General features: G+C 62.0%; 20 protein-coding genes. 15 read left to right on the plus strand and 5 right to left on the minus strand.

Features of this window, described 5'->3' with window-relative positions:
* Positions 1–957, plus strand: coding sequence for a D-amino acid aminotransferase (locus PQR67_RS08115; RefSeq protein WP_408456814.1), 957 nt, complete (start codon positions 1–3; stop codon positions 955–957).
* Positions 929–1,198 (plus strand): DUF493 family protein, encoded by a 270-nt coding sequence (locus PQR67_RS08120; RefSeq protein ID WP_408456817.1) that lies wholly within the window; start codon positions 929–931, stop codon positions 1,196–1,198. Before PQR67_RS08115 ends, PQR67_RS08120 begins: the two co-directional genes overlap by 29 nt.
* 76 nt (positions 1,199–1,274) lie before the next feature.
* Here PQR67_RS08120 and PQR67_RS08125 read toward each other — a convergent pair whose 3' ends face one another.
* Positions 1,275–2,243: a transcriptional regulator GcvA gene (locus PQR67_RS08125; protein WP_408456820.1), complete on the minus strand. Its 969-nt coding sequence runs from the start codon at positions 2,241–2,243 to the stop codon at positions 1,275–1,277.
* A 98-nt stretch (positions 2,244–2,341) separates the two neighbouring features.
* Between PQR67_RS08125 and PQR67_RS08130 the strand changes: the two genes are divergently transcribed.
* From PQR67_RS08130 to lipA, 3 genes are all read left to right on the plus strand, one after another.
* Positions 2,342–2,668 (plus strand): DUF2917 domain-containing protein, encoded by a 327-nt coding sequence (locus tag PQR67_RS08130; RefSeq protein WP_408456822.1) that lies wholly within the window; start codon positions 2,342–2,344, stop codon positions 2,666–2,668.
* Positions 2,669–2,809: 141 nt separating this feature from the next.
* Positions 2,810–3,535, plus strand: a complete 726-nt coding sequence (lipB, locus tag PQR67_RS08135) for a lipoyl(octanoyl) transferase LipB (protein ID WP_408456824.1) — start codon at positions 2,810–2,812, stop codon at positions 3,533–3,535.
* 13 nt (positions 3,536–3,548) lie between these two features.
* A complete protein-coding gene (gene lipA / locus PQR67_RS08140) occupies positions 3,549–4,553 on the plus strand; it encodes a lipoyl synthase (protein ID WP_279225059.1) in 1,005 nt (334 codons plus the stop codon).
* Positions 4,554–4,670: 117 nt separating this feature from the next.
* On the opposite strand, the gene PQR67_RS08145 is transcribed toward lipA, so the two are convergent.
* Positions 4,671–4,805: a hypothetical protein gene (locus PQR67_RS08145; RefSeq protein ID WP_408456828.1), complete on the minus strand. Its 135-nt coding sequence runs from the start codon at positions 4,803–4,805 to the stop codon at positions 4,671–4,673.
* Positions 4,806–4,861: 56 nt separating this feature from the next.
* The gene (locus PQR67_RS08150) at positions 4,862–5,341 is read right to left on the minus strand and encodes a hypothetical protein (RefSeq protein ID WP_408456831.1); all 480 of its coding nucleotides are present in this window, start codon (positions 5,339–5,341) and stop codon (positions 4,862–4,864) included.
* Positions 5,342–5,582: 241 nt separating this feature from the next.
* On the opposite strand from PQR67_RS08150, the gene tauA reads away from it, so the two are divergent.
* The 3 genes from tauA to PQR67_RS08165 are packed head-to-tail and all read left to right on the plus strand — an operon-like array spanning position 5,583 to position 8,328.
* On the plus strand, positions 5,583–6,605 hold the full coding sequence (gene tauA, locus PQR67_RS08155) for a taurine ABC transporter substrate-binding protein (protein WP_408456834.1): 1,023 nt from the start codon (positions 5,583–5,585) through the stop codon (positions 6,603–6,605).
* A 50-nt stretch (positions 6,606–6,655) separates the two neighbouring features.
* Complete coding sequence (locus tag PQR67_RS08160; protein WP_408456837.1) at positions 6,656–7,462, plus strand: taurine ABC transporter ATP-binding protein; 807 nt, start codon at positions 6,656–6,658, stop codon at positions 7,460–7,462.
* Positions 7,463–7,494: 32 nt separating this feature from the next.
* Positions 7,495–8,328, plus strand: a complete 834-nt coding sequence (locus PQR67_RS08165) for an ABC transporter permease subunit (protein WP_408457196.1) — start codon at positions 7,495–7,497, stop codon at positions 8,326–8,328.
* A 27-nt stretch (positions 8,329–8,355) separates the two neighbouring features.
* Here the strand turns inward: PQR67_RS08165 and PQR67_RS08170 are convergent, their stop codons facing one another.
* On the minus strand, positions 8,356–9,039 hold the full coding sequence (locus PQR67_RS08170; protein WP_408456839.1) for an HAD family hydrolase: 684 nt from the start codon (positions 9,037–9,039) through the stop codon (positions 8,356–8,358).
* A gap of 222 nt (positions 9,040–9,261) precedes the next feature.
* Between PQR67_RS08170 and PQR67_RS08175 the strand changes: the two genes are divergently transcribed.
* A complete protein-coding gene (locus PQR67_RS08175) occupies positions 9,262–10,929 on the plus strand; it encodes a Na/Pi cotransporter family protein (RefSeq protein WP_408456842.1) in 1,668 nt (555 codons plus the stop codon).
* A 69-nt stretch (positions 10,930–10,998) separates the two neighbouring features.
* On the opposite strand, the gene PQR67_RS08180 is transcribed toward PQR67_RS08175, so the two are convergent.
* Positions 10,999–11,769, minus strand: coding sequence for a DeoR/GlpR family DNA-binding transcription regulator (locus PQR67_RS08180; RefSeq protein ID WP_408456845.1), 771 nt, complete (start codon positions 11,767–11,769; stop codon positions 10,999–11,001).
* A gap of 216 nt (positions 11,770–11,985) precedes the next feature.
* Here PQR67_RS08180 and PQR67_RS08185 point away from each other — a divergent pair, with 216 nt between their 5' ends.
* The 6 genes from PQR67_RS08185 to PQR67_RS08210 all read left to right on the plus strand — a co-directional run bounded on the left by PQR67_RS08185 (position 11,986) and on the right by PQR67_RS08210 (position 17,313).
* Entirely contained in the window at positions 11,986–12,129 is a 144-nt protein-coding gene (locus PQR67_RS08185) for a hypothetical protein (RefSeq protein ID WP_408456848.1), read from the plus strand.
* 190 nt (positions 12,130–12,319) lie between these two features.
* Positions 12,320–13,105 carry a glycerophosphodiester phosphodiesterase gene (gene ugpQ, locus PQR67_RS08190; RefSeq protein ID WP_408456851.1) on the plus strand — a complete coding sequence of 262 codons (786 nt, stop codon included), beginning with the start codon at positions 12,320–12,322 and terminating at the stop codon, positions 13,103–13,105.
* A gap of 106 nt (positions 13,106–13,211) precedes the next feature.
* Complete coding sequence (locus PQR67_RS08195) at positions 13,212–14,324, plus strand: ABC transporter substrate-binding protein (protein ID WP_408456854.1); 1,113 nt, start codon at positions 13,212–13,214, stop codon at positions 14,322–14,324.
* Positions 14,325–14,483: 159 nt separating this feature from the next.
* Positions 14,484–15,422 carry an ABC transporter permease gene (locus PQR67_RS08200; RefSeq protein WP_408456856.1) on the plus strand — a complete coding sequence of 313 codons (939 nt, stop codon included), beginning with the start codon at positions 14,484–14,486 and terminating at the stop codon, positions 15,420–15,422.
* Entirely contained in the window at positions 15,419–16,210 is a 792-nt protein-coding gene (locus PQR67_RS08205; protein ID WP_408456859.1) for an ABC transporter permease, read from the plus strand. Before PQR67_RS08200 ends, PQR67_RS08205 begins: the two co-directional genes overlap by 4 nt.
* Before the next feature lie 32 nt (positions 16,211–16,242).
* Entirely contained in the window at positions 16,243–17,313 is a 1,071-nt protein-coding gene (locus PQR67_RS08210) for an ABC transporter ATP-binding protein (protein ID WP_408456862.1), read from the plus strand.
* Positions 17,314–17,501 lie beyond the last annotated feature (188 nt).

Raw genomic sequence — 17,501 nt, forward strand, 5'->3', positions numbered from 1 at the left:
ATGACCGCTGTTTCCGATGTTTCGCTCGACCCGATCGTTTATCTGAACGGCGAGCTGGTGCCCTTGTCCGAAGCGCGCGTGCCGGTTCTCGACCGCGGTTTTATTTTCGGCGACGGCATTTACGAAGTCGCGCCGTTGTATCCCCACGCGGGTGGCCGGACGGCGTTTCGCTTCAGGCACCATCTGGCGCGCCTCGCGCGTTCGCTGGACAAGATCGGCATCGTCAATCCGTTCGACGACGCCGGCTGGCGCGAACTGATCGAGCGCGTGGTCGCGGCCAATGAGGCGGACGCAGGCCTGTGTGCGGATCAGGACGCGATCGCCTACGTGCAGATCACGCGGGGCGTCGCGAAACGCGGCCATGCGTTCCCGGCGGGCATCCAGCCGACTGTGTTCGTGATGGTCACGCCGCTGAATCTGCCGGACGCCGCACAGCGCGCGCAGGGCGTGCGCTGCGTCACCGCTGAAGACCGTCGCTGGCTCAATTGCGATATCAAATCGGTGTCGCTGCTCGGCAATGTGCTGATGGCGCAATACGCAGCCGAAAACGACGCGTTCGAGACGATCCAGTTTCGCGATGGCATGCTGACCGAAGGTTCGTCTTCGAATATCTGGATGGTGAAGGACGGCGTGTTGGTCGCGCCGCCGCGCAGCCACAAGATTCTCGAAGGGATTCGCTACAGTCTGATCGAAGAGCTGACGAGCGAGTGCGGCATCCGCTTCGAAGCGCGCGAGATCGCCGAAGCCGAGTTGCGCGCGGCCGATGAGATTCTGGTCAGTTCCGCCACCAAGGAGGTGCTGCCGGTCACGCGGCTCGACGGCCAACCGGTTGGCGACGGCAAGCCGGGTGCGGTGTTTGCGGCGTTGTACGCGGCCTATCAGCGTGCCAAGGCCAAGGAAGCGCAAGAAGCGCAGCAAGGAGCAGAAAGTGAATCCCGCGAAAGAATCGTTGCTTGAGTTTCCGTGTGACTTTCCCATCAAGATCATGGGCAAGTCGCATCCCGAGTTCGCCGGGACGATCGTCGCGGTGGTTCGGCAGTTCGATAGCGAAGTCGATCCCGAGCGCATCGAAACGCGACCGTCCAGCGGCGGCAACTACACCGGTTTGACGGTGACGGTGCGCGCCACGAGCCAGGCGCAACTCGACGATATCTATCGCGCGCTCACCGGCCACCCGATGGTGAAGGTGGTGCTTTAAAGGACTGCCCGAGCGGACGCTGGCGCCGATTTGACTTTGGCTTCAGCACCGCAGGCAGTGCCCACGATGCCTCGCATTACGGCGTGACGCGCAACGCGTCCGTCGCCAGATCGGTGCTTGCTGCAGGCCCCGTCGAGCAAGCCCGCTCGAAAAGCTGTTTGAACCGTCCGACTTCTTCGAATACCCAGGCGCGGAACGCCTTGACGCGCGCGGTTTCGAGCATCTGCGGCGGACAGATGAAGTAGTACTGCCACGGGCTCGGCCCATCCACATCGAACAGCCGCACAAGACGGCCTGCCGCGATCTCGTGCATTGCCAGCGAACGGCGCGTGAGCGCGATCCCTTGACCGTCGATGGCTGCCTGCAGCAGATTCGACGAATCCTGATACAGCACGCCGCGCTTCGGCTCCGGCCAGTCGGTGAGGCCGGCGGCGTCGAACCACGGGCGCCAGAGTTCGTCATCCGAACGCAGCAATGGGACTTTCGCCAGCTCGGCCGGCGTTTGCGGTAGCTTGCCGCCGTTGAAATTCGGCGAGCAGGCCGGAAAGAAGATCTCCTCCAGCAGCAACTCCGCATGCAGCCCGGAATATTTGCCATAACCGAAGCGGATCGCCACGTCGACGTCGTCGCGGGCGAAGTCGGTCAGCGCGTTGGTGGACAGCAGTTCGAGGTCCCATTGAGGATGCTCCTCGATAAAGCTGCCGATGCGCGGTGTCACCCAGCGTGCGGCAAACGAAGACAGCATGGAAACGACAAGGCGCCGTTCGCGGTCGCCGGCGCGGATTTCACGGGTGGCCTCGACCAGCCCCGTCAGCGCCGTGCGCACGCGCGTGGCATAGCGGCGGCCGGTGTCCGTGAGCCGGACGCGCTTGCCGTCGCGGGCGAACAGCGTGACGCCCAACTCCGCCTCAAGCGCGCGAATCTGGTGACTGACGGCGCCGTGCGTGACGAACAGCTCGTCCGCGGCGCGCGAGAAACTCTCGTGGCGGGCTGCGGCTTCGAACGCCTTGACGGCGTTCAGTGGGGGTAAATGCCGGAGGTCCATCGCAATATTTCTCACATAGAGGTGAAAATAGATCGTTTTGCGTAAACCCTTGCTACGCATACGATTGTAGCCATGAAACGAATTTTGGCGAGGGCATCATGCGAGAAATTTCCTCTAGTATCGCTTTTGAAATCCGCAACGGCGAAACCATTCCTATGAAGGTAGCGCGCAGCACCAAGCTGGTCGTGCATGGCGGCGCGGTGTGGGTCACACGCAGCGACGACACGGAAGACTACTGGCTGCAACCCGGCCACACTATGCGGTTGCGGCGCGGTGAGCGGTTGTGGTTGAGCGCCGAGGGCGGCACGCATGCGAAGGTCGCTTTTTCGGTGCCGACACGCTGCGATGAACGCGCGCTGCACTGGTTCGTGCGGGTCAGCGAGCGGCTGGCTGCCCGCATGCGCGGGGGTTGGCGCACGGTATGAGGATGTTGCGTGCCGTGCCGTGAGGCCGGACCGGCACCAAAGTTGAAGGCCGTTTTGGTCCGCAGTGAAGCAGCGGCGCTGCGCGAACCCATGCAGGCACGTCCGGCGAGGATGCGCAGATTTCGGTAAACTGTCGGGATCATGTGCGCCACCCCGGTTTCCCCGTCTCCCTTGCCCGCTACGGCGCCGCTTACGCTGCGCTGGCTTGGCAGCGAACCTTACGAAGCCAGTTTCGAAGCGATGCGCGCGTTCACCGACGCGCGCACTGCCGATACACCCGACGAAATCTGGCTGGTCGAACATCCCCCCGTCTTTACGCTCGGCCAGGCCGGCGACCCGGCGCATCTATTGGCCGCCGATAGCGGTATTCCGCTTGTCAAGGTCGACCGGGGTGGGCAGATCACGTATCACGGGCCCGGACAGGTGGTGGCTTACCTGCTGCTGGACCTGCGCCGGCGCAAGCTGATGGTGCGCGAGATGGTCACGCGGATCGAGCAGGCCGTGATCGACACCCTCGCGGCGTATAATCTCGCCGGAGAACGCAAGGCGGGCGCCCCCGGTATCTACGTGGCGCCCGGGCCGAACGCCGGGCTGCATGCCGGCGCCAAGATCGCCGCGCTGGGTCTGAAAATCCGCAACGGCTGCAGCTATCACGGCGTGAGCCTGAATGTGAACATGGACTTGCGGCCGTTTCTGGCCATCAACCCATGCGGCTATGCGGGGCTCGAAACAGTCGATATGGCAGCGCTGGGCGTTGCCGTCGGCTGGGACGACGTGGCCAGTACCTTTGCAGCACGCCTCACCGCAAACCTCGACGGCAGTCCCGCGGCCGTCGCCCAACCGCAGGCCGGTGCACTTACCGCCTGACTGGACCGAACGAATGACTGACGTTACCGCGAACCTCGCAGCTTCCCCCGCTCCTGATGCCGTGCCGGCTGCCGCCGCGTACGACGCCACCGCAAAGCAGAAGGCACAAGCTAAAACCGCCCGTATCCCGATCAAGATCGTCCCGATCGAAAAGCTGAAGAAACCGGACTGGATCCGCGTCAAAGCGGCCACCGGCAATTCGCGCTTCTACGAAATCAAGCAGATTCTGCGCGAGCACAACCTGCACACGGTGTGCGAAGAAGCGAGCTGCCCGAATATCGGCGAATGCTTCGGTAAGGGCACCGCAACGTTCATGATCATGGGTGACAAATGCACGCGCCGCTGCCCGTTCTGCGATGTCGGCCACGGCCGTCCCGATCCGCTCGATGTGGATGAGCCGGGTAACCTGGCACGCACCATCGCCGCGCTGAAACTGAAGTACGTGGTGATCACAAGTGTCGACCGTGACGATTTGCGCGACGGTGGCGCTGCTCACTTCGTGGAATGTATCCGTCAGACGCGCGAACTGTCGCCGGAAACACGCATCGAAATTCTGACGCCGGACTTCCGCGGTCGTCTGGATCGCGCGATCGGCATTCTGAATGCCGCACCGCCTGACGTGATGAATCACAACCTCGAAACGGTGCCGCGTCTGTACAAGGAAGCGCGCCCGGGTTCGGACTACGCGCATTCGCTGAAGCTGCTGAAAGACTTCAAGGCGCTGCATCCGGACGTCGCGACCAAGTCGGGTCTAATGGTTGGTCTCGGCGAAACCGAAGAAGAAATCCTGCAAGTGATGCGCGATCTGCGCGAGCACGACGTGGACATGCTGACGATCGGCCAGTATCTGCAGCCGTCGGAGCACCATCTGCCGGTGCGCTCGTACGTGCATCCGGACACGTTCAAGATGTACGAGGAAGAAGCGTACAAGATGGGCTTCACGCACGCCGCCGTGGGCGCGATGGTTCGCTCGAGCTACCATGCCGATTTGCAGGCGCACGGAGCCGGAGTGGTTTGAATGGTTTAGTGTGTTGTCAGTTTGAAAATGCAAAGCCCGCACGTGTTGCGGGCTTTGTTTTTTGGGGCGTGGGCGCGCGTGATCCAGCGGCTACGCCCAGCGATCTGCCTGCGTTGCCTAGCGGTAATGACGCGCGAGCAGACTGCAAGTGACCGATATTATTCCGCCTATGATCGTGAACGGATAGAGGAAGAGGATGAAGCGATCGCGTAGCGCGCGGTCTTCGATGAGGCGGTCGATCAAATTTGGCATGTTAGATCTCCGTGTGAGATTAGGGTGAAAAGTATAACCCGGTGCGCATTAATTAGTTAGGTAAACGAATAATGAGATGCGGAAAAGGAAGCTGAAACGACAACGGTTATGAGCAACGAAAACCACATCAACCTTCCATCGCGTCTACGCTCTCTCACGTGAGGCGCTGGACGAGCCGCTGCATCGGCCGCACCCAGGCACACCAGCACCGATGCTACGACGATGAAGATCACGTGCCAGAGAAGCGCTGCCAACATGAGGGCCAGCGTGCTGTGTATCGGCGCTTCGCTCAAAGCACAGCCAATCTCGTAGCATGCGCTTGCACACATCGAAATGACGACCCAGAAAAGCTGGCCATCCTGAATGGATCGTCGTGCAATGCCTTGCGCCACGAGCCGGTAGTAGCGCGAAAAATTCAGCAAAGGAAGCAACGCAACCGGCGCAAATACAGGCACAGCGACATTGAAGAACAACCAGCTCAGGCGCGTAAGAAAATCGACCATAGGAATACGAATTGAAAGTAACCCGCTGATCATGCCGCCACTGCGAAAGCACGACAATCCGCCGAATGGCCAAGTCGCACTGATGCATTCCAGTCCGCCATCATCCGTTTGAGTCGATCCGCTGCTCGTCGCAACAGTCGCGGCTATCCAACCGAACGCGAAAAGCAATGCTCGAACAGCGTCATTAGCAATCGTGGATTAATTAGAACCGCCCGCGAACAAACTCCCTATAGTCGAAAGCCACTCGCACAACACCCACTCAAGGGGCCTTCCGATGAACCGTTTCCTCCGCCCGCTGGCCTCGATCGCAGCGCTGCTCGCGCTTTCGGCGCCGCTCGCCTCGGTCGCGCACGCCGACACCAAAGAAGTCGTGATCGCATATCAGGACATGGTCGTGCCGTGGCGCTATGCGCAGGCCACGGGCGAAGTCGAGAAAGCCACCGGCTACAAGGTCACTTATCGCAAGCTCGGCAGCGGCGCCGACGTGATCCGCGCACTGGCTTCCGGCTCCGTGCAACTCGGCGAAGCAGGGTCGAGCCCCATCGCGGCCGGGCTGTCGCAAGGCGTCGATATTTCGCTGTTCTGGATTCTGGACAACATCAACGACGCCGAAGCGCTGGTTGCGCGTGACGGTTCCAATGTCACTAGTGTCGCCGGTTTGAAAGGCAAGAAGATTGGTGTGCCGTTTGTGTCCACGTCGCACTTTCACACGCTGGTCGCGCTGCAGAACGCCGGTGTGAATCCGTCCGATGTGAAGATCGTCAATCTGCGCCCGCCTGAAATCGCGGCAGCGTGGGAGCGCGGCGACATCGACGCGACTTACATCTGGGACCCCGTGCTGGCGAAGGTGAAGAAGAACGGCAAAGTGCTGATCACGTCGGGGCAGGTCGCGCAGCAAACCGGCAAGGCGACCTTCGACGGCTTTGTCGTCGACCGCAAGTTCGCGAGCCAGAATGCCGAGTTCGTCGCGCGCTTCGTGAAGGTGCTGGCCGCGACCGATGCGAGCTACCGCGATCACACGTCGGCATGGACTGCTGCGTCGCCGCAGGTCGAGGCGGTGGCGAAGGAGTCCGGCGCCACTGCACAGGAAGTGCCCGCGAGTCTCGCGTTGTACGCATTCCCGACGCCGGCCCAGCAGGCGTCGAACGCATGGCTTGGCGGTGGTGCGCAATCCGGTGCGGCTAAATCGCTCGCCGCAACGGCTGCGTTTCTGAAGACGCAAGGCACGATCCAGAACGTGCTGGCCGATTACTCCACCGGCGTCGATCCGCAGTTCGTGCAGCGTGCGGCGCATTGAGTGCATTGATTTTTGAGCATGCCTATCCATCAGCATCATGAGGCACGGCGATGAGCGGTCTTGAGATCCGGCGGCTGCACGTCGCTTACGAAGGCGCCCGCGGCGCGGCGCCGAACGTCGCGCTCGCCGACGTCGATTTGCGCATCGAACCGGGCGAATTCGTCGTCGCTCTCGGAGCGTCCGGTTGCGGCAAGACGACCTTGCTGAACTGCATCGCCGGCTTCATTCAACCGACCGGCGGCGAGGTGCGGTTGAACGATGAACCCGTGCTGGGGCCGGGCGCGGATCGCGGCGTCGTGTTCCAGAAGTACGCCCTGATGCCTTGGCTCGACGTGCTCGGCAACGTCGCGCTCGGTTTGCGATTCCAGCGTGTGCCGAAGGCAAAGCGCGAGCGTATCGCGCTGGAGATGCTGGCGTTGGTCGGCCTCGAGAAGCATGCGCACTCGCGGGTCTACGCGCTGTCGGGCGGTATGCAGCAGCGCGTGGGTATTGCGCGCGCGCTGGCAAGCGATCCGCAAGTGCTGCTGATGGACGAGCCGATGGGTGCGCTCGACGCGATGACGCGCGAGTCGATGCAGGAACTCGTGCTGGACATCTGGGGCCGTACACGCAAGACGGTGTTCTTCATTACGCATAGTGTGGAAGAAGCGCTGTTTCTGGCCACCCGTCTCGTCGTGATGACGCCGGGGCCGGGCCGTATCGCCGAGAGCTACGATCTGCCGTTCGCGCGGCGCTTTCTCGAGACTCGCGATGCGCGCGCGGTCAAGTCGTCGCCGGAGTTCATCGAATGGCGCGAACGGCTGGTGCGCCGCCTGCACGAACGGAGTGAACGCAATCAGGAAGAGGTGCTGTCGTGACGGCTTCGCGTGAATCTTTGGGCAACCTTCCGCTGGCTCAGGCGGGCGAGCCGCCGCGACGCAAAGCGCGGCCGGTACGCGGCTGGCGTTTGCCGGGCGAAGGCCCGACCGCGGCGTTGAGCGCGGTCTCGGTCACGACGCTCGCAGCGCTGTGGTGGTTCGCAACACATCTCCACTGGCTGCCCCCGCTATTTCTACCGACGCCCGAGGCGGTTTGGGCCGCGTTTCTGGACGCGTGGCACGGACGCATTCAAGGCGGTTTGCCGCTTTCCGAGCACCTCGCATGGAGCGCGCTGCGGGTGTTCGGCGCGTTCGCACTGGCTGCGGCCACGGCGGTGCCGGTCGGAATTCTGATGGGCGTGAGCCGGGTTGCGCGCGGCTTGCTCGATCCGCCGCTGGAGTTCTACCGGCCGTTGCCACCGCTTGCATATCTGCCGCTAGTGGTGATCTGGTTCGGCATCGACGAAACGGCGAAGATCGTCGTGATCTATCTCGCCTGTTTCGCGCCGATTGCGATGGCGGCGCGTGCCGGTGTGCGCAGCGCGACCATCGAGCAGATTCATGCGGCCTATTCGCTAGGTGGCAGCTTCGGGCAGATCGTGCGCCATGTGGTCCTACCCGCGGCGTTGCCCGAGATTCTGACCGGCTTGCGGATTGCCATCGGTTTCGGCTGGACCACGCTGGTTGCCGCCGAGATGGTCGCGGCCACCGCCGGCCTGGGTCAGATGGTGCTCAACGCATCGAGCTTTCTGCGTACCGATGTGGTGGTGATGGGCATCGTGCTGATCGGACTGATTGCGTGGCTGTTCGATCTCGGCATGCGTGCGCTGGAACGGCGGCTGGTGCCGTGGAAGGGGCGTGTGTAGCCGCAGCCCCCGCCAGCCCGTGCAATCTCAAGCAAACAGTTCAATCACCGGCCAGCCGCGTTCGGCGGCAATGGCGCGCAGACGCGGGTCGGGGTTGGTCGCGACCGGATGCGTGACGCACTCGAGCAAAGGCACGTCGTTGATCGAGTCGCTATAGAACCGGCTCTGCGGAAAATCCTCCAGACGATGGCCGAGCGAAGCCAGCCAGCTATGGGTGCGGCTGATCTTGCCTTCGCGGAAGGTCGGGATACCGACCGCGTGTCCGGTAAAACGCGCCAGCGGGTCGCCGCCTTCGGTGCCGAGATCGATCCCCAGCAGATGGTCGAAGCCGAGCGCCTTGCCGATCGGCTTCGTGATGAACACGTTGGTGGCCGTGACGATACAGCACAGGTCGCCTGCTTCGATGTGGCGTTGCACGAGTGCCCGCGCAGCCGGCAAGATGGCCGGCGCAATCACCTCTTTCATGAACTGCGCATGCCACACGTCGAGTTGCTCGCGTGAGTGGCGGGCCAGCGGCGCCAAGGTGTAGTTCAGGTAGGCGGTCATGTCGAGCGTGCCGGCCACATACTGCCGGTAGTAATCGTCGATCTCTTCCGCGTGCCGCGCAGCGCCTTCTATGCCCAATCCCGCGATGAAGTGGGCCCATGCCTGATCGCTGTCGAGCGGCAGTAGCGTGTGGTCCAGGTCGAACAGGGCGAGGTTGCGGCTCATCCAGAGTCCTTGTGATGAAGTGTGCAAAAAATAATCGAGCGAATCGCGTTCGGACCATGAGCCGATCCATAGCAATTCGCAACCTTGCGCGAGCGTATATTTAAAAGCACAAAATTACAATAAGGCAAAAATGTGCAACACTACTGTCATAAACGCCCCGGGTGCTGATTCGCACGGCATGCGGTTCGGGTCATGGCAGCAGGAATGGATGCACAGCGCTTTATGTTGATTCTCCTTAATCTTCTGGCTGGTGTGGCGCTCCTCGTGTGGGGGTCGCACATCGTGCGTACCGGCATCCTGCGCGTGCTCGGCGCCGATCTGCGCAGCGTCCTCGGGCGCAGCACCAGCAGCCGCTGGCGCGCCTTCCTCTCGGGTGTCGGCGTCACGAGCCTCGTGCAAAGCAGCAATGCAACGGCGGTGATCGTCACGTCGTTCGCCGCGCAGGGCCTTTTACCGCTCACCAGCGGCCTTGCGATCATGCTTGGCGCCGACGTCGGCACCGCACTGATGGCGCGCCTGCTGACACTCGATCTGTCATGGCTGTCGCCGATCCTGATTCTGCTCGGCGTGCCGCTCTTTCTGTCGCGCAAGCAAACCCGCACAGGCCAGGTTGGCCGGACCTTGATCGGGCTCGGCCTGATTCTGCTGGCGCTGCACCTGATCGTGGAAGCCGCCCAACCAATGATGCAAGGCGCCGGCGTGCGCGTGATGTTCGGCGCGCTGACCGGCGACACCATGCTCGACGCGCTGGTCGGCGCGGCATTTGCGATGCTGTCCTATTCGAGTCTCGCGGCGGTCCTGCTGACAGCGACGCTCGCTTCATCCGGCGTGATCTCACTGAAGGTGGCGCTGTGTCTCGTGATCGGCGCGAATCTCGGCAGCGGCTTGCTGGCGTTGATGGGCACACTCACGCAGAACACGGCGGCACGGCGTCTCGCCTTGGGCAGCCTGGCGTTCAAGCTGGCCGGCGCGCTGCTGATCCTGCCGTTCGCGCCGCTGCTCGCACGCGGGTTGCCGGTGCTGATCGCGAATCCACGCGAAGCGGTGGTCGGCTTTCATGTGATCTACAACACGCTGCGTTGCTGCGCCTGCCTTTTGCTGATCGATCCGGTCGCGCGCATCTGCACGCGGGTGTTGCCGGAGCGGCCGCAGCCCAATGGTGAACTGCGGCCGTTGCATCTGGATGCCGCCGCGCTCCCCACGCCCACACTCGCTCTTGCGCACGCCGCACGCGAGGTGCTGCGCATCGGCGACATCATCCGCACCATGCTCGATAACGTGGCCGACCTGATTCATGACAACAGCCTCGACAAGGCGCGCGAAACAGTCCGTATGGACGACGACGTCGACCAACTCTACGCGGCGGTCAAAAGCTACCTGACGCTGATTTCCCGCGAGCAACTCGACGAGGCCGACAGCCGTCGCTGGACCGACATCATCTCGCTGACGATCAACCTGGAGCATGCGGGCGACATCATCGAACGGATCGTCTGTGATATCGAGGAAAAGAAGATCGCGCACCGGCTGTCGTTTTCGGAGGAGGGGCTGGGCGAGCTGGACGACCTGCATGCGCGACTCGTCAGCAATCTGCAGCTTGGCCTGTCGGTGTTTCTGAATAACGATCTGCGTTGCGCCGAGCGGCTGCTGGCGGAAAAGGAGCGCTTTCGCGATCTGGAGCGCGCGTATTCATACAAACATCTCGACCGGCTCGCCGGGCAAACCTTGCGCAGCATCGAGACCAGCGCGTTGCATCTGGATCTGATCAGCGACATGAAGCGGCTCAACTCGCTGTTCTGTTCGACGGCCTATCCGGTGCTCGATGCAGCCGGCGCGTTGCGCGATACGCGCTTGCGCAAGCGCGTGCTCGATACGATGCATGTGAAGGAATGAGCGGCGCGCGCAGCGCGCTGACAACGCTGCCTGAAGCGTTCGCGCGAAGCCCTGAATACAACCGGCGCCCTAAGCCAGAACGATCTCTTCCAGCTTCTTTTTGAGCGGCGCAAAGTCGGCGGCTTCGGCCGCCTTTTTGTTGGTGACCAACACATCGATCCGATCGATCGGGCAATACGAAATCCGGCTGCGCTGGCCGATCTTGCTGTAGTCGGCGAGGATCACCACGCGATCCGCGTTAGCGACCATGGCGCGCGCCACTTCGGTTTCGGCGTGATCGTAGTTGGTCGCGCCATGCCGGTGATCGATACCGACCGGTGAGAGCAAAGCCATGTCCGCCCGGTAGCGCTGGATGTCGAGTACGGTGGTCGCGCCGGTGGTCGCCATGGCGCGATCGCTGATCGAGCCGCCGAGCAGGATCACTTCGTTGGCCGCCTCCGCTTGATCCACCGCACCGCGCATTTTCAGCGCGACGTCGATGGAATTGGTGACGATCGTCAGGTTCGCCAGTTTCGCCAGCTCTTCGGCGAGTGCCGCCGTGGTGGTGCCCGCGTCGATGAAAAGTGTCTGGCCGCTCGCGATCAGACCGGTGGCCGCCTTCGCGATCGCGGTCTTGGATTTGACGCGCATGTGGGCGCGCTCGGCGATCGGCGCTTCGTCGGCGGGTTTGATGGCGCCGCCATGCACGCGCCGCAATTCACCGAGTGCTTCGAGGTCGAGCAGATCGCGCCGTACGGTTTCGCGTGATACCCCGAGGTCCGCCATGATCCGTTCTGTCGACACGCGTTGAAGCGTGGACAGCAACGCGCGAATCCTCTGATGACGGTCTTCCTGCCACATGCATTTTTCCTTGGGTGTGAACGCGCGCTGACACGGCTTGTTTTTAAAGTGTCATCGTGGACACGGATGTGTGTCCGGACTATGTCAAGCCTACTACTTTAGCTGAATTGTGTTGTATTTTTTTGGCAGCTTGCAAGTTTGTGTATTTCATCTTAGCCTTCGCAAATCGAAGCGCTGCCCCTGTTTCGAACATCAAATGTTCGGAAAGGAATTGAGATGTCCGGTTTCGAGCATTTTGTGGCGTTTTTTGGTAATTTGATTGACCCATGTCGTTGTAATAATGGCTCCTGGGATCTGCCGCCTGAACCATTCGTTGCTGCACGCGGCGCGGCCTGGACGCTGCAAGGTTCGGCATCCTGACAATAAGATCGCGGAGCCGCCACGCGACGCAATGAGCCTCGGCGTTGGCCATATGGGCAGCTATCGCAGCGTCGCCCATTGACGTGATACTACGCGGTGGGGCTCACGCGTGGAGGCGGCATGGCGGCAGTGGCGGCTGGGAACGTGTCGAGAGCCTATTCAACTCGCTCTATCTGGAAGGTAACGAGACGTGGCAAACGGAACTGATCGCACTTTATCCGCCAACTGGCCGTATCCGCGGCTGGTTGCGCACCGTTGCGGCGGCACGTTGGCGCCGGAGAACACGCTGGCCGGTTTCGACGCGTGCGTGCGCTACGGCTACCGCATGGTCGAATTCGACGCCAAGCTTTCCGCCGACAACCAGCTCTTTCTATTGCACGACGACACGCTGGAACGGACGAGCAACGGCCATGGCGCCGCGGCCGAACACACGTGGGACCAGTTGGCTACGCTCGATGCCGGCGCCTGGTTCGGGCCGCAGTTCGCCGGCACGCGCCTGCCGACACTCGCCGAGGCCGCCGGGCGTTGCGCGCGGGATGGCATTGCCGCCAACATCGAAATCAAACCCTGCCTGGGTCGTGACGAGATCACGGGGAGCCTGGTCGCCAACGGTGCATTGACTTTGTGGCAAGGGCAAACCCCACCGCTGCTGTCGTCATTTTCGTTCGAGGCGCTCGCTGCGGCGCGCGATGCAGCACCCGTGTTGCAACGCGGCATGCTGTTCGAAGAGGTCCCGGCGGATTGGCTGCGCATTGTGCGGGAACTGGATTGCGTGTCGTTGCACGCGAGTCACCGGTATCTGAGCGAGCCACTGGTCGCCGAAATCAAGGCCGCTGGCTTGCGCGTGCTGGCCTACACGGTGAACGATCCGGAGCGAGCGCGGCTGCTTGCAAAATGGGGCGTCGACATGATTTGTACAGATCGGATCGATAAGCTGGAGCACGACATGTTTTCAGCGCCGGTGAATCCGGACTGAGCATGGCGCGGGTGTGCGAGTGCGAGCTTGTTCGGCTGTGCGCCCGTGAAGCTTGAAACCAGAAATTTTCCAAACGTAGCAATTTCGGCAGAGGATGGGGAAGACCATGAAGCGCACCGCGTTAGCTCGTTTAATTTCGATGTCGGCCGCTGCGGGTGTCGCCGCAGCCGGTGTGAGCAGCGCTTCGGCCGCGCCGCTCGATGCATTGATCGCAGCCGCCAAACAGGAAGGCCAACTCACCGTGATCGCGTTGCCGCACGACTGGTGCAACTACGGTCAACTGGTGGCCGGATTCCAGAAGAAGTACGGCATCAAGATCAACGAGCTGAATCCGGATGCGGGTTCGGGCGACGAAGTGGAAGCCATCAAGGCGAACAAGGGTAACAAGGGGCCGCAAGCGCCCGACGTGATCGACGTGGGTTTGTCGTTCGGTCCGACCGCGAAGGCCCAGGGTTTGCTGCAGCCGTACAAGGTGGCTACGTGGAACTCGATTCCGAAAGAGTCGAAAGACCCCGAAGGCTATTGGTATGGCGATTACTATGGCGTGCTGGCGTTTGAAGTCAACGCCGACATGATCGACAAGGCGCCGGCCGACTGGAGCGATCTGCTCAAGCCGGACTATAAGAATGCCGTCTCGCTGGCAGGCGACCCGCGCACGGCCAACCAGGCGATCCAGGCTGTGTTCGCCGCTGGCCTGTCGCAAAGCAAGGGTGATGTGAGCAAGGCCGACCAGGCCGGCCTCAAGTATTTCGCCGACCTGAACAAGAACGGCAACTTCGTGCCGGTGATCGGCAAGGCCGCGTCGCTCGCGCAGGGCACCACGCCGATCATCGTGCGTTGGGACTACAACGCGCTCGCCGACCGCGACACCCTGAAGGGCAATCCGAAGGTGCAGGTGGTGATTCCGAAAACAGGCGTGGTCGCCGGGGTGTACGTGCAGGCGATCAGCGCCTATGCGCCGCATCCGAATGCCGCCAAGCTGTGGATGGAATATCTGTACTCCGATGAAGGCCAGATCGGCTGGCTGGGCGGCTATTGCCACCCGATGCGCTATAACGAACTGGTGGCGCAGAAGAAGGTTCCGCAAGCCTTGCTCGACAAGCTGCCGCCGCCTTCCTCATACAAGAACGTGGTGTTCCCGACGTTGTCCCAGCAGGACGCCTATAAAGAGACCATCACGAAACACTGGGACGAAACGGTCGGCGCGAACGTCAAGTAATCGGCGCAGCGCGCGCGGTGGCGGCGGCAGTGGAGCGGCGATAAATCGCATGCTGCAGATGCCGCGGCCTCTAACCGCAACGCGCAGTTTTCAAAGATGACGCGTCGCTCGATGAGGGCGGCGCGTCAGGCGTTAGCCAGAATGCCCCAAGGGTAAGCTATGAGCGCATCATCGGATGCTGGGTCGGTGCAGGCAGACCTGCTGGTTCCACCCGTGCCCACGCCAACGCCTCGCGCCGACGGTCCGGGCCGGGCGTCGCAGTTCCTCGCCTGGATTGGCGTGGTGCCGTTTTTTACCTTCGCGCTGTTGTTTCTGATTCTGCCGACCGGTTTCCTGATGGTCGGCGCATTCCAGGATCCACAGGGCCACTTCACGCTCGCCAATTTCCGCGAACTGTTCCAGCCCACGGTGATGGATGCCTACTGGATCAGCTTCAAGGTGAGCGCAGCGTCCGCAATCGGCGGCGCGGTGATCGGCTCACTGCTCGCGTGGGCGGCGGTACAAGGCAAATTGCCGGGCTGGATTCGTCCTACGCTAATGACCTTCTCCGGGGTCGCCTCTAATTTTGCCGGCGTGCCGCTCGCGTTTGCTTTCATCTGCACGCTGGGACGCGTCGGTCTCGTGACCGTATTGCTGAAGAAGTACCTCGGCTTCAATCTGTACTCGACAGGCTTCAGTGTCCTGAGCTTCTCGGGGCTGACGCTGACTTACCTGTACTTCCAGATTCCTTTGATGGTGCTGATCGTCACGCCCGCGCTAGACGGGCTGAAGCGCGAATGGCGCGAAGCCTGCGACTGCCTCGGCGGCACGGCCTTCCAATACTGGCGCCACGTGGCGTTGCCGGTGTTGTGGCCGAGCGTGCTTGGCGCAACGCTGCTGCTGTTCGCCAATTCGTTCGGCGCGGTCGCTACGGCCTACGCGCTGACCGGCAGTTCGCTGAACATCGTCACGATCCTGTTGTATGCGCAGATTCGCGGTGACGTGATGCACAACCAGAACCTCGGCTACGCGCTCGCGCTTGGCATGGTGCTTGTGACGGGGCTGTCGAACGGCGGGTACATCTGGCTGCGTTCGCGCGCTGAAAGGGGTCGTCGATGAAGAGCCAATCGCGTGCCGGCGCGTGGATCGCGATGATCGTCGGCTCACTCTACTTTCTGATTCCGCTGCTCGCTACTTTCGAGTTCAGCCTGCGCATGAAGCGCGGCGTCTACAGCTTCGAGGCGTACCACGTGGTGCTGAGCGACCCGCGGTTTCAGGCCTCGTTCGGCTATTCGATCCTGATGGCGGTGCTGACGATCATTGTCGGCGTGTTGCTGGTGGTGCCGACTGCGTACTACGTGCAGTTGCGTCTGCCAAAACTGCGGCCGGTCGTCGAGTTCATCACGCTGTTGCCGCTGGTGGTGCCGGCAATCGTGATCGTGTTCGGCTACCTGCGCATCTACAACAGCAGTTCGATTTTGCCGCTCACCGGCAATGAACGCGCGACCGACCTGTTGCTGGTGTTCGGCTACGTGACGCTCTCGCTGCCGTACATGTATCGCGCGGTCGACGCCGGTTTGCGCGCGGTCGACGTGCGCTCGCTGACCGAAGCCGCCGAGTGTCTCGGCGCAAGCTGGCCGACGATTCTGTTCAAGGTGATCTTCCCGAATATCCGCTCGGGCATTCTGTCCGGTGCATTCCTCACCTTTGCCGTGGTGATCGGCGAGTTCACGCTGGCGAGTCTGCTCGACCGCCCCGCGTTCGGCCCGTATCTGCAATTGATCGGTGCGAACCGCGCGTATGAACCGTCGGCGCTCGCGATCATCGCGTTCGTGATCACGTGGGCGGCGATGGGGTTGATTCAGGTATTCGGTTCGGCCCGCGCGCTTAGCGGCCAGAAAGTTTGACGGACTCATTTGACCGACTAAGGCAGAGAATCATGGCATTCCTTGAGATCGAAAATCTGCATAAGGCCTTCGGAGCGAACACGGCGCTGCATCACTTCGACATGAAGATCGAGCGCGGCGAATTCATTACGTTCCTTGGACCGTCCGGCTGCGGCAAGACCACGGTGCTGCGCATGATCGCCGGCTTCGAAACGCCCACGCGCGGCACCATCCGGCTGGACAACAAGGACGTGACGCATTTGCGCACGCGCCAGCGCAAGGTCGGCATGGTGTTTCAGTCGTATGCGCTGTTTCCGAACATGACGGTGGCCGACAACATCGGCTTCGGACTGAAGATCACGCACCGTCCGCAGGCGGAGATCAACAAGCGCGTCGAAGAAATGCTGCAACTGATCAAGCTGCCGCACCTCGGTGCACGTTATCCATGGCAATTGTCGGGCGGTCAGCAGCAGCGCGTGGCGTTGGCGCGTGCGCTCGCCGGCAAGCCGCAGGTGCTGTTGCTCGACGAACCGCTGTCGGCGCTCGATGCGAAGATTCGCATTTCATTGCGGCAAGACATCCGGGCGTTGCAACGTGAGTTGGGCATCACGTCGATCTTCGTCACGCACGATCAGGAAGAGGCGCTGTCGATTTCGGATCGCATCGTGGTGATGAACGAAGGGCGCGTCGAGCAGATCGGTTCGCCTTTGGAGATATACAACTATCCGCGCACGCGCTTTGTCGCGTCGTTTGTCGGAACGTTGAACATTCTCGCGGGGCATGTGGTCGACCCGAAAACCGGCAAGATGGCTGTCGACGGTCAGGAGCTGACCACCACGCAAGCACTGCCGGCAGGCGACGCGGGCAAGCAACGCATGCTTGCGCTACGGCCTGAGGCCATCGTGCTGGAGCCGGCCGCGCCGGGCCGCAACACGCTGAGCGCCATTGTCGAAGAAGTGAATTTCCTCGGCGCGGTGGTGCGCATCAGAACACGCGTGAAGGATGCGGTCATTTCACTCGATGTGTTCAACGACCCGAATCGCGGCTTGCCCGAACGAGGTCAACCGGTGTCGCTGGGTTTCTCGCACGAAAACCTGCTGGTGCTGGAAGAGGGCGGCGCATAGAAGTCGAATGGCCGTGCCCGAGGTGGGCGAGAGCCGCACTTCGAAGCAGGCCGGTTTCGCGCTGAACTGAGCGAAAGCCACGTCCAAAAAGGCTCTCCGGGTTTTCCCGGATGCGCCGCTCATACGGATTCCGGGTTTCCCGACACCGCTCGTCCGGATTTCCGGAATCCCGGACGAGCCGCCTCGCG

This window comes from Paraburkholderia fungorum (genome assembly GCF_046026025.1).
Taxonomy (GTDB): domain Bacteria; phylum Pseudomonadota; class Gammaproteobacteria; order Burkholderiales; family Burkholderiaceae; genus Paraburkholderia; species Paraburkholderia fungorum_E.

Coding starts and splice junctions, on each gene's coding strand:
- tauA (WP_408456834.1), top strand. CDS start 5,583: ATGAACCGTTTCCTCCGCCCGCTGGCCTCGATCGCAGCGCTGCTCGCG.
- PQR67_RS08145 (WP_408456828.1), bottom strand. CDS start 4,805: ATGCCAAATTTGATCGACCGCCTCATCGAAGACCGCGCGCTACGCGAT.
- PQR67_RS08130 (WP_408456822.1), top strand. CDS start 2,342: ATGCGAGAAATTTCCTCTAGTATCGCTTTTGAAATCCGCAACGGCGAA.
- PQR67_RS08115 (WP_408456814.1), top strand. CDS start 1: ATGACCGCTGTTTCCGATGTTTCGCTCGACCCGATCGTTTATCTGAAC.
- PQR67_RS08160 (WP_408456837.1), top strand. CDS start 6,656: ATGAGCGGTCTTGAGATCCGGCGGCTGCACGTCGCTTACGAAGGCGCC.
- PQR67_RS08210 (WP_408456862.1), top strand. CDS start 16,243: ATGGCATTCCTTGAGATCGAAAATCTGCATAAGGCCTTCGGAGCGAAC.
- PQR67_RS08170 (WP_408456839.1), bottom strand. CDS start 9,039: ATGAGCCGCAACCTCGCCCTGTTCGACCTGGACCACACGCTACTGCCG.
- PQR67_RS08205 (WP_408456859.1), top strand. CDS start 15,419: ATGAAGAGCCAATCGCGTGCCGGCGCGTGGATCGCGATGATCGTCGGC.
- PQR67_RS08180 (WP_408456845.1), bottom strand. CDS start 11,769: ATGTGGCAGGAAGACCGTCATCAGAGGATTCGCGCGTTGCTGTCCACG.
- PQR67_RS08125 (WP_408456820.1), bottom strand. CDS start 2,243: ATGGACCTCCGGCATTTACCCCCACTGAACGCCGTCAAGGCGTTCGAA.
- lipA (WP_279225059.1), top strand. CDS start 3,549: ATGACTGACGTTACCGCGAACCTCGCAGCTTCCCCCGCTCCTGATGCC.
- lipB (WP_408456824.1), top strand. CDS start 2,810: ATGTGCGCCACCCCGGTTTCCCCGTCTCCCTTGCCCGCTACGGCGCCG.
- PQR67_RS08200 (WP_408456856.1), top strand. CDS start 14,484: ATGAGCGCATCATCGGATGCTGGGTCGGTGCAGGCAGACCTGCTGGTT.
- PQR67_RS08195 (WP_408456854.1), top strand. CDS start 13,212: ATGAAGCGCACCGCGTTAGCTCGTTTAATTTCGATGTCGGCCGCTGCG.
- PQR67_RS08150 (WP_408456831.1), bottom strand. CDS start 5,341: ATGATCAGCGGGTTACTTTCAATTCGTATTCCTATGGTCGATTTTCTT.
- PQR67_RS08175 (WP_408456842.1), top strand. CDS start 9,262: ATGTTGATTCTCCTTAATCTTCTGGCTGGTGTGGCGCTCCTCGTGTGG.
- PQR67_RS08185 (WP_408456848.1), top strand. CDS start 11,986: ATGTCCGGTTTCGAGCATTTTGTGGCGTTTTTTGGTAATTTGATTGAC.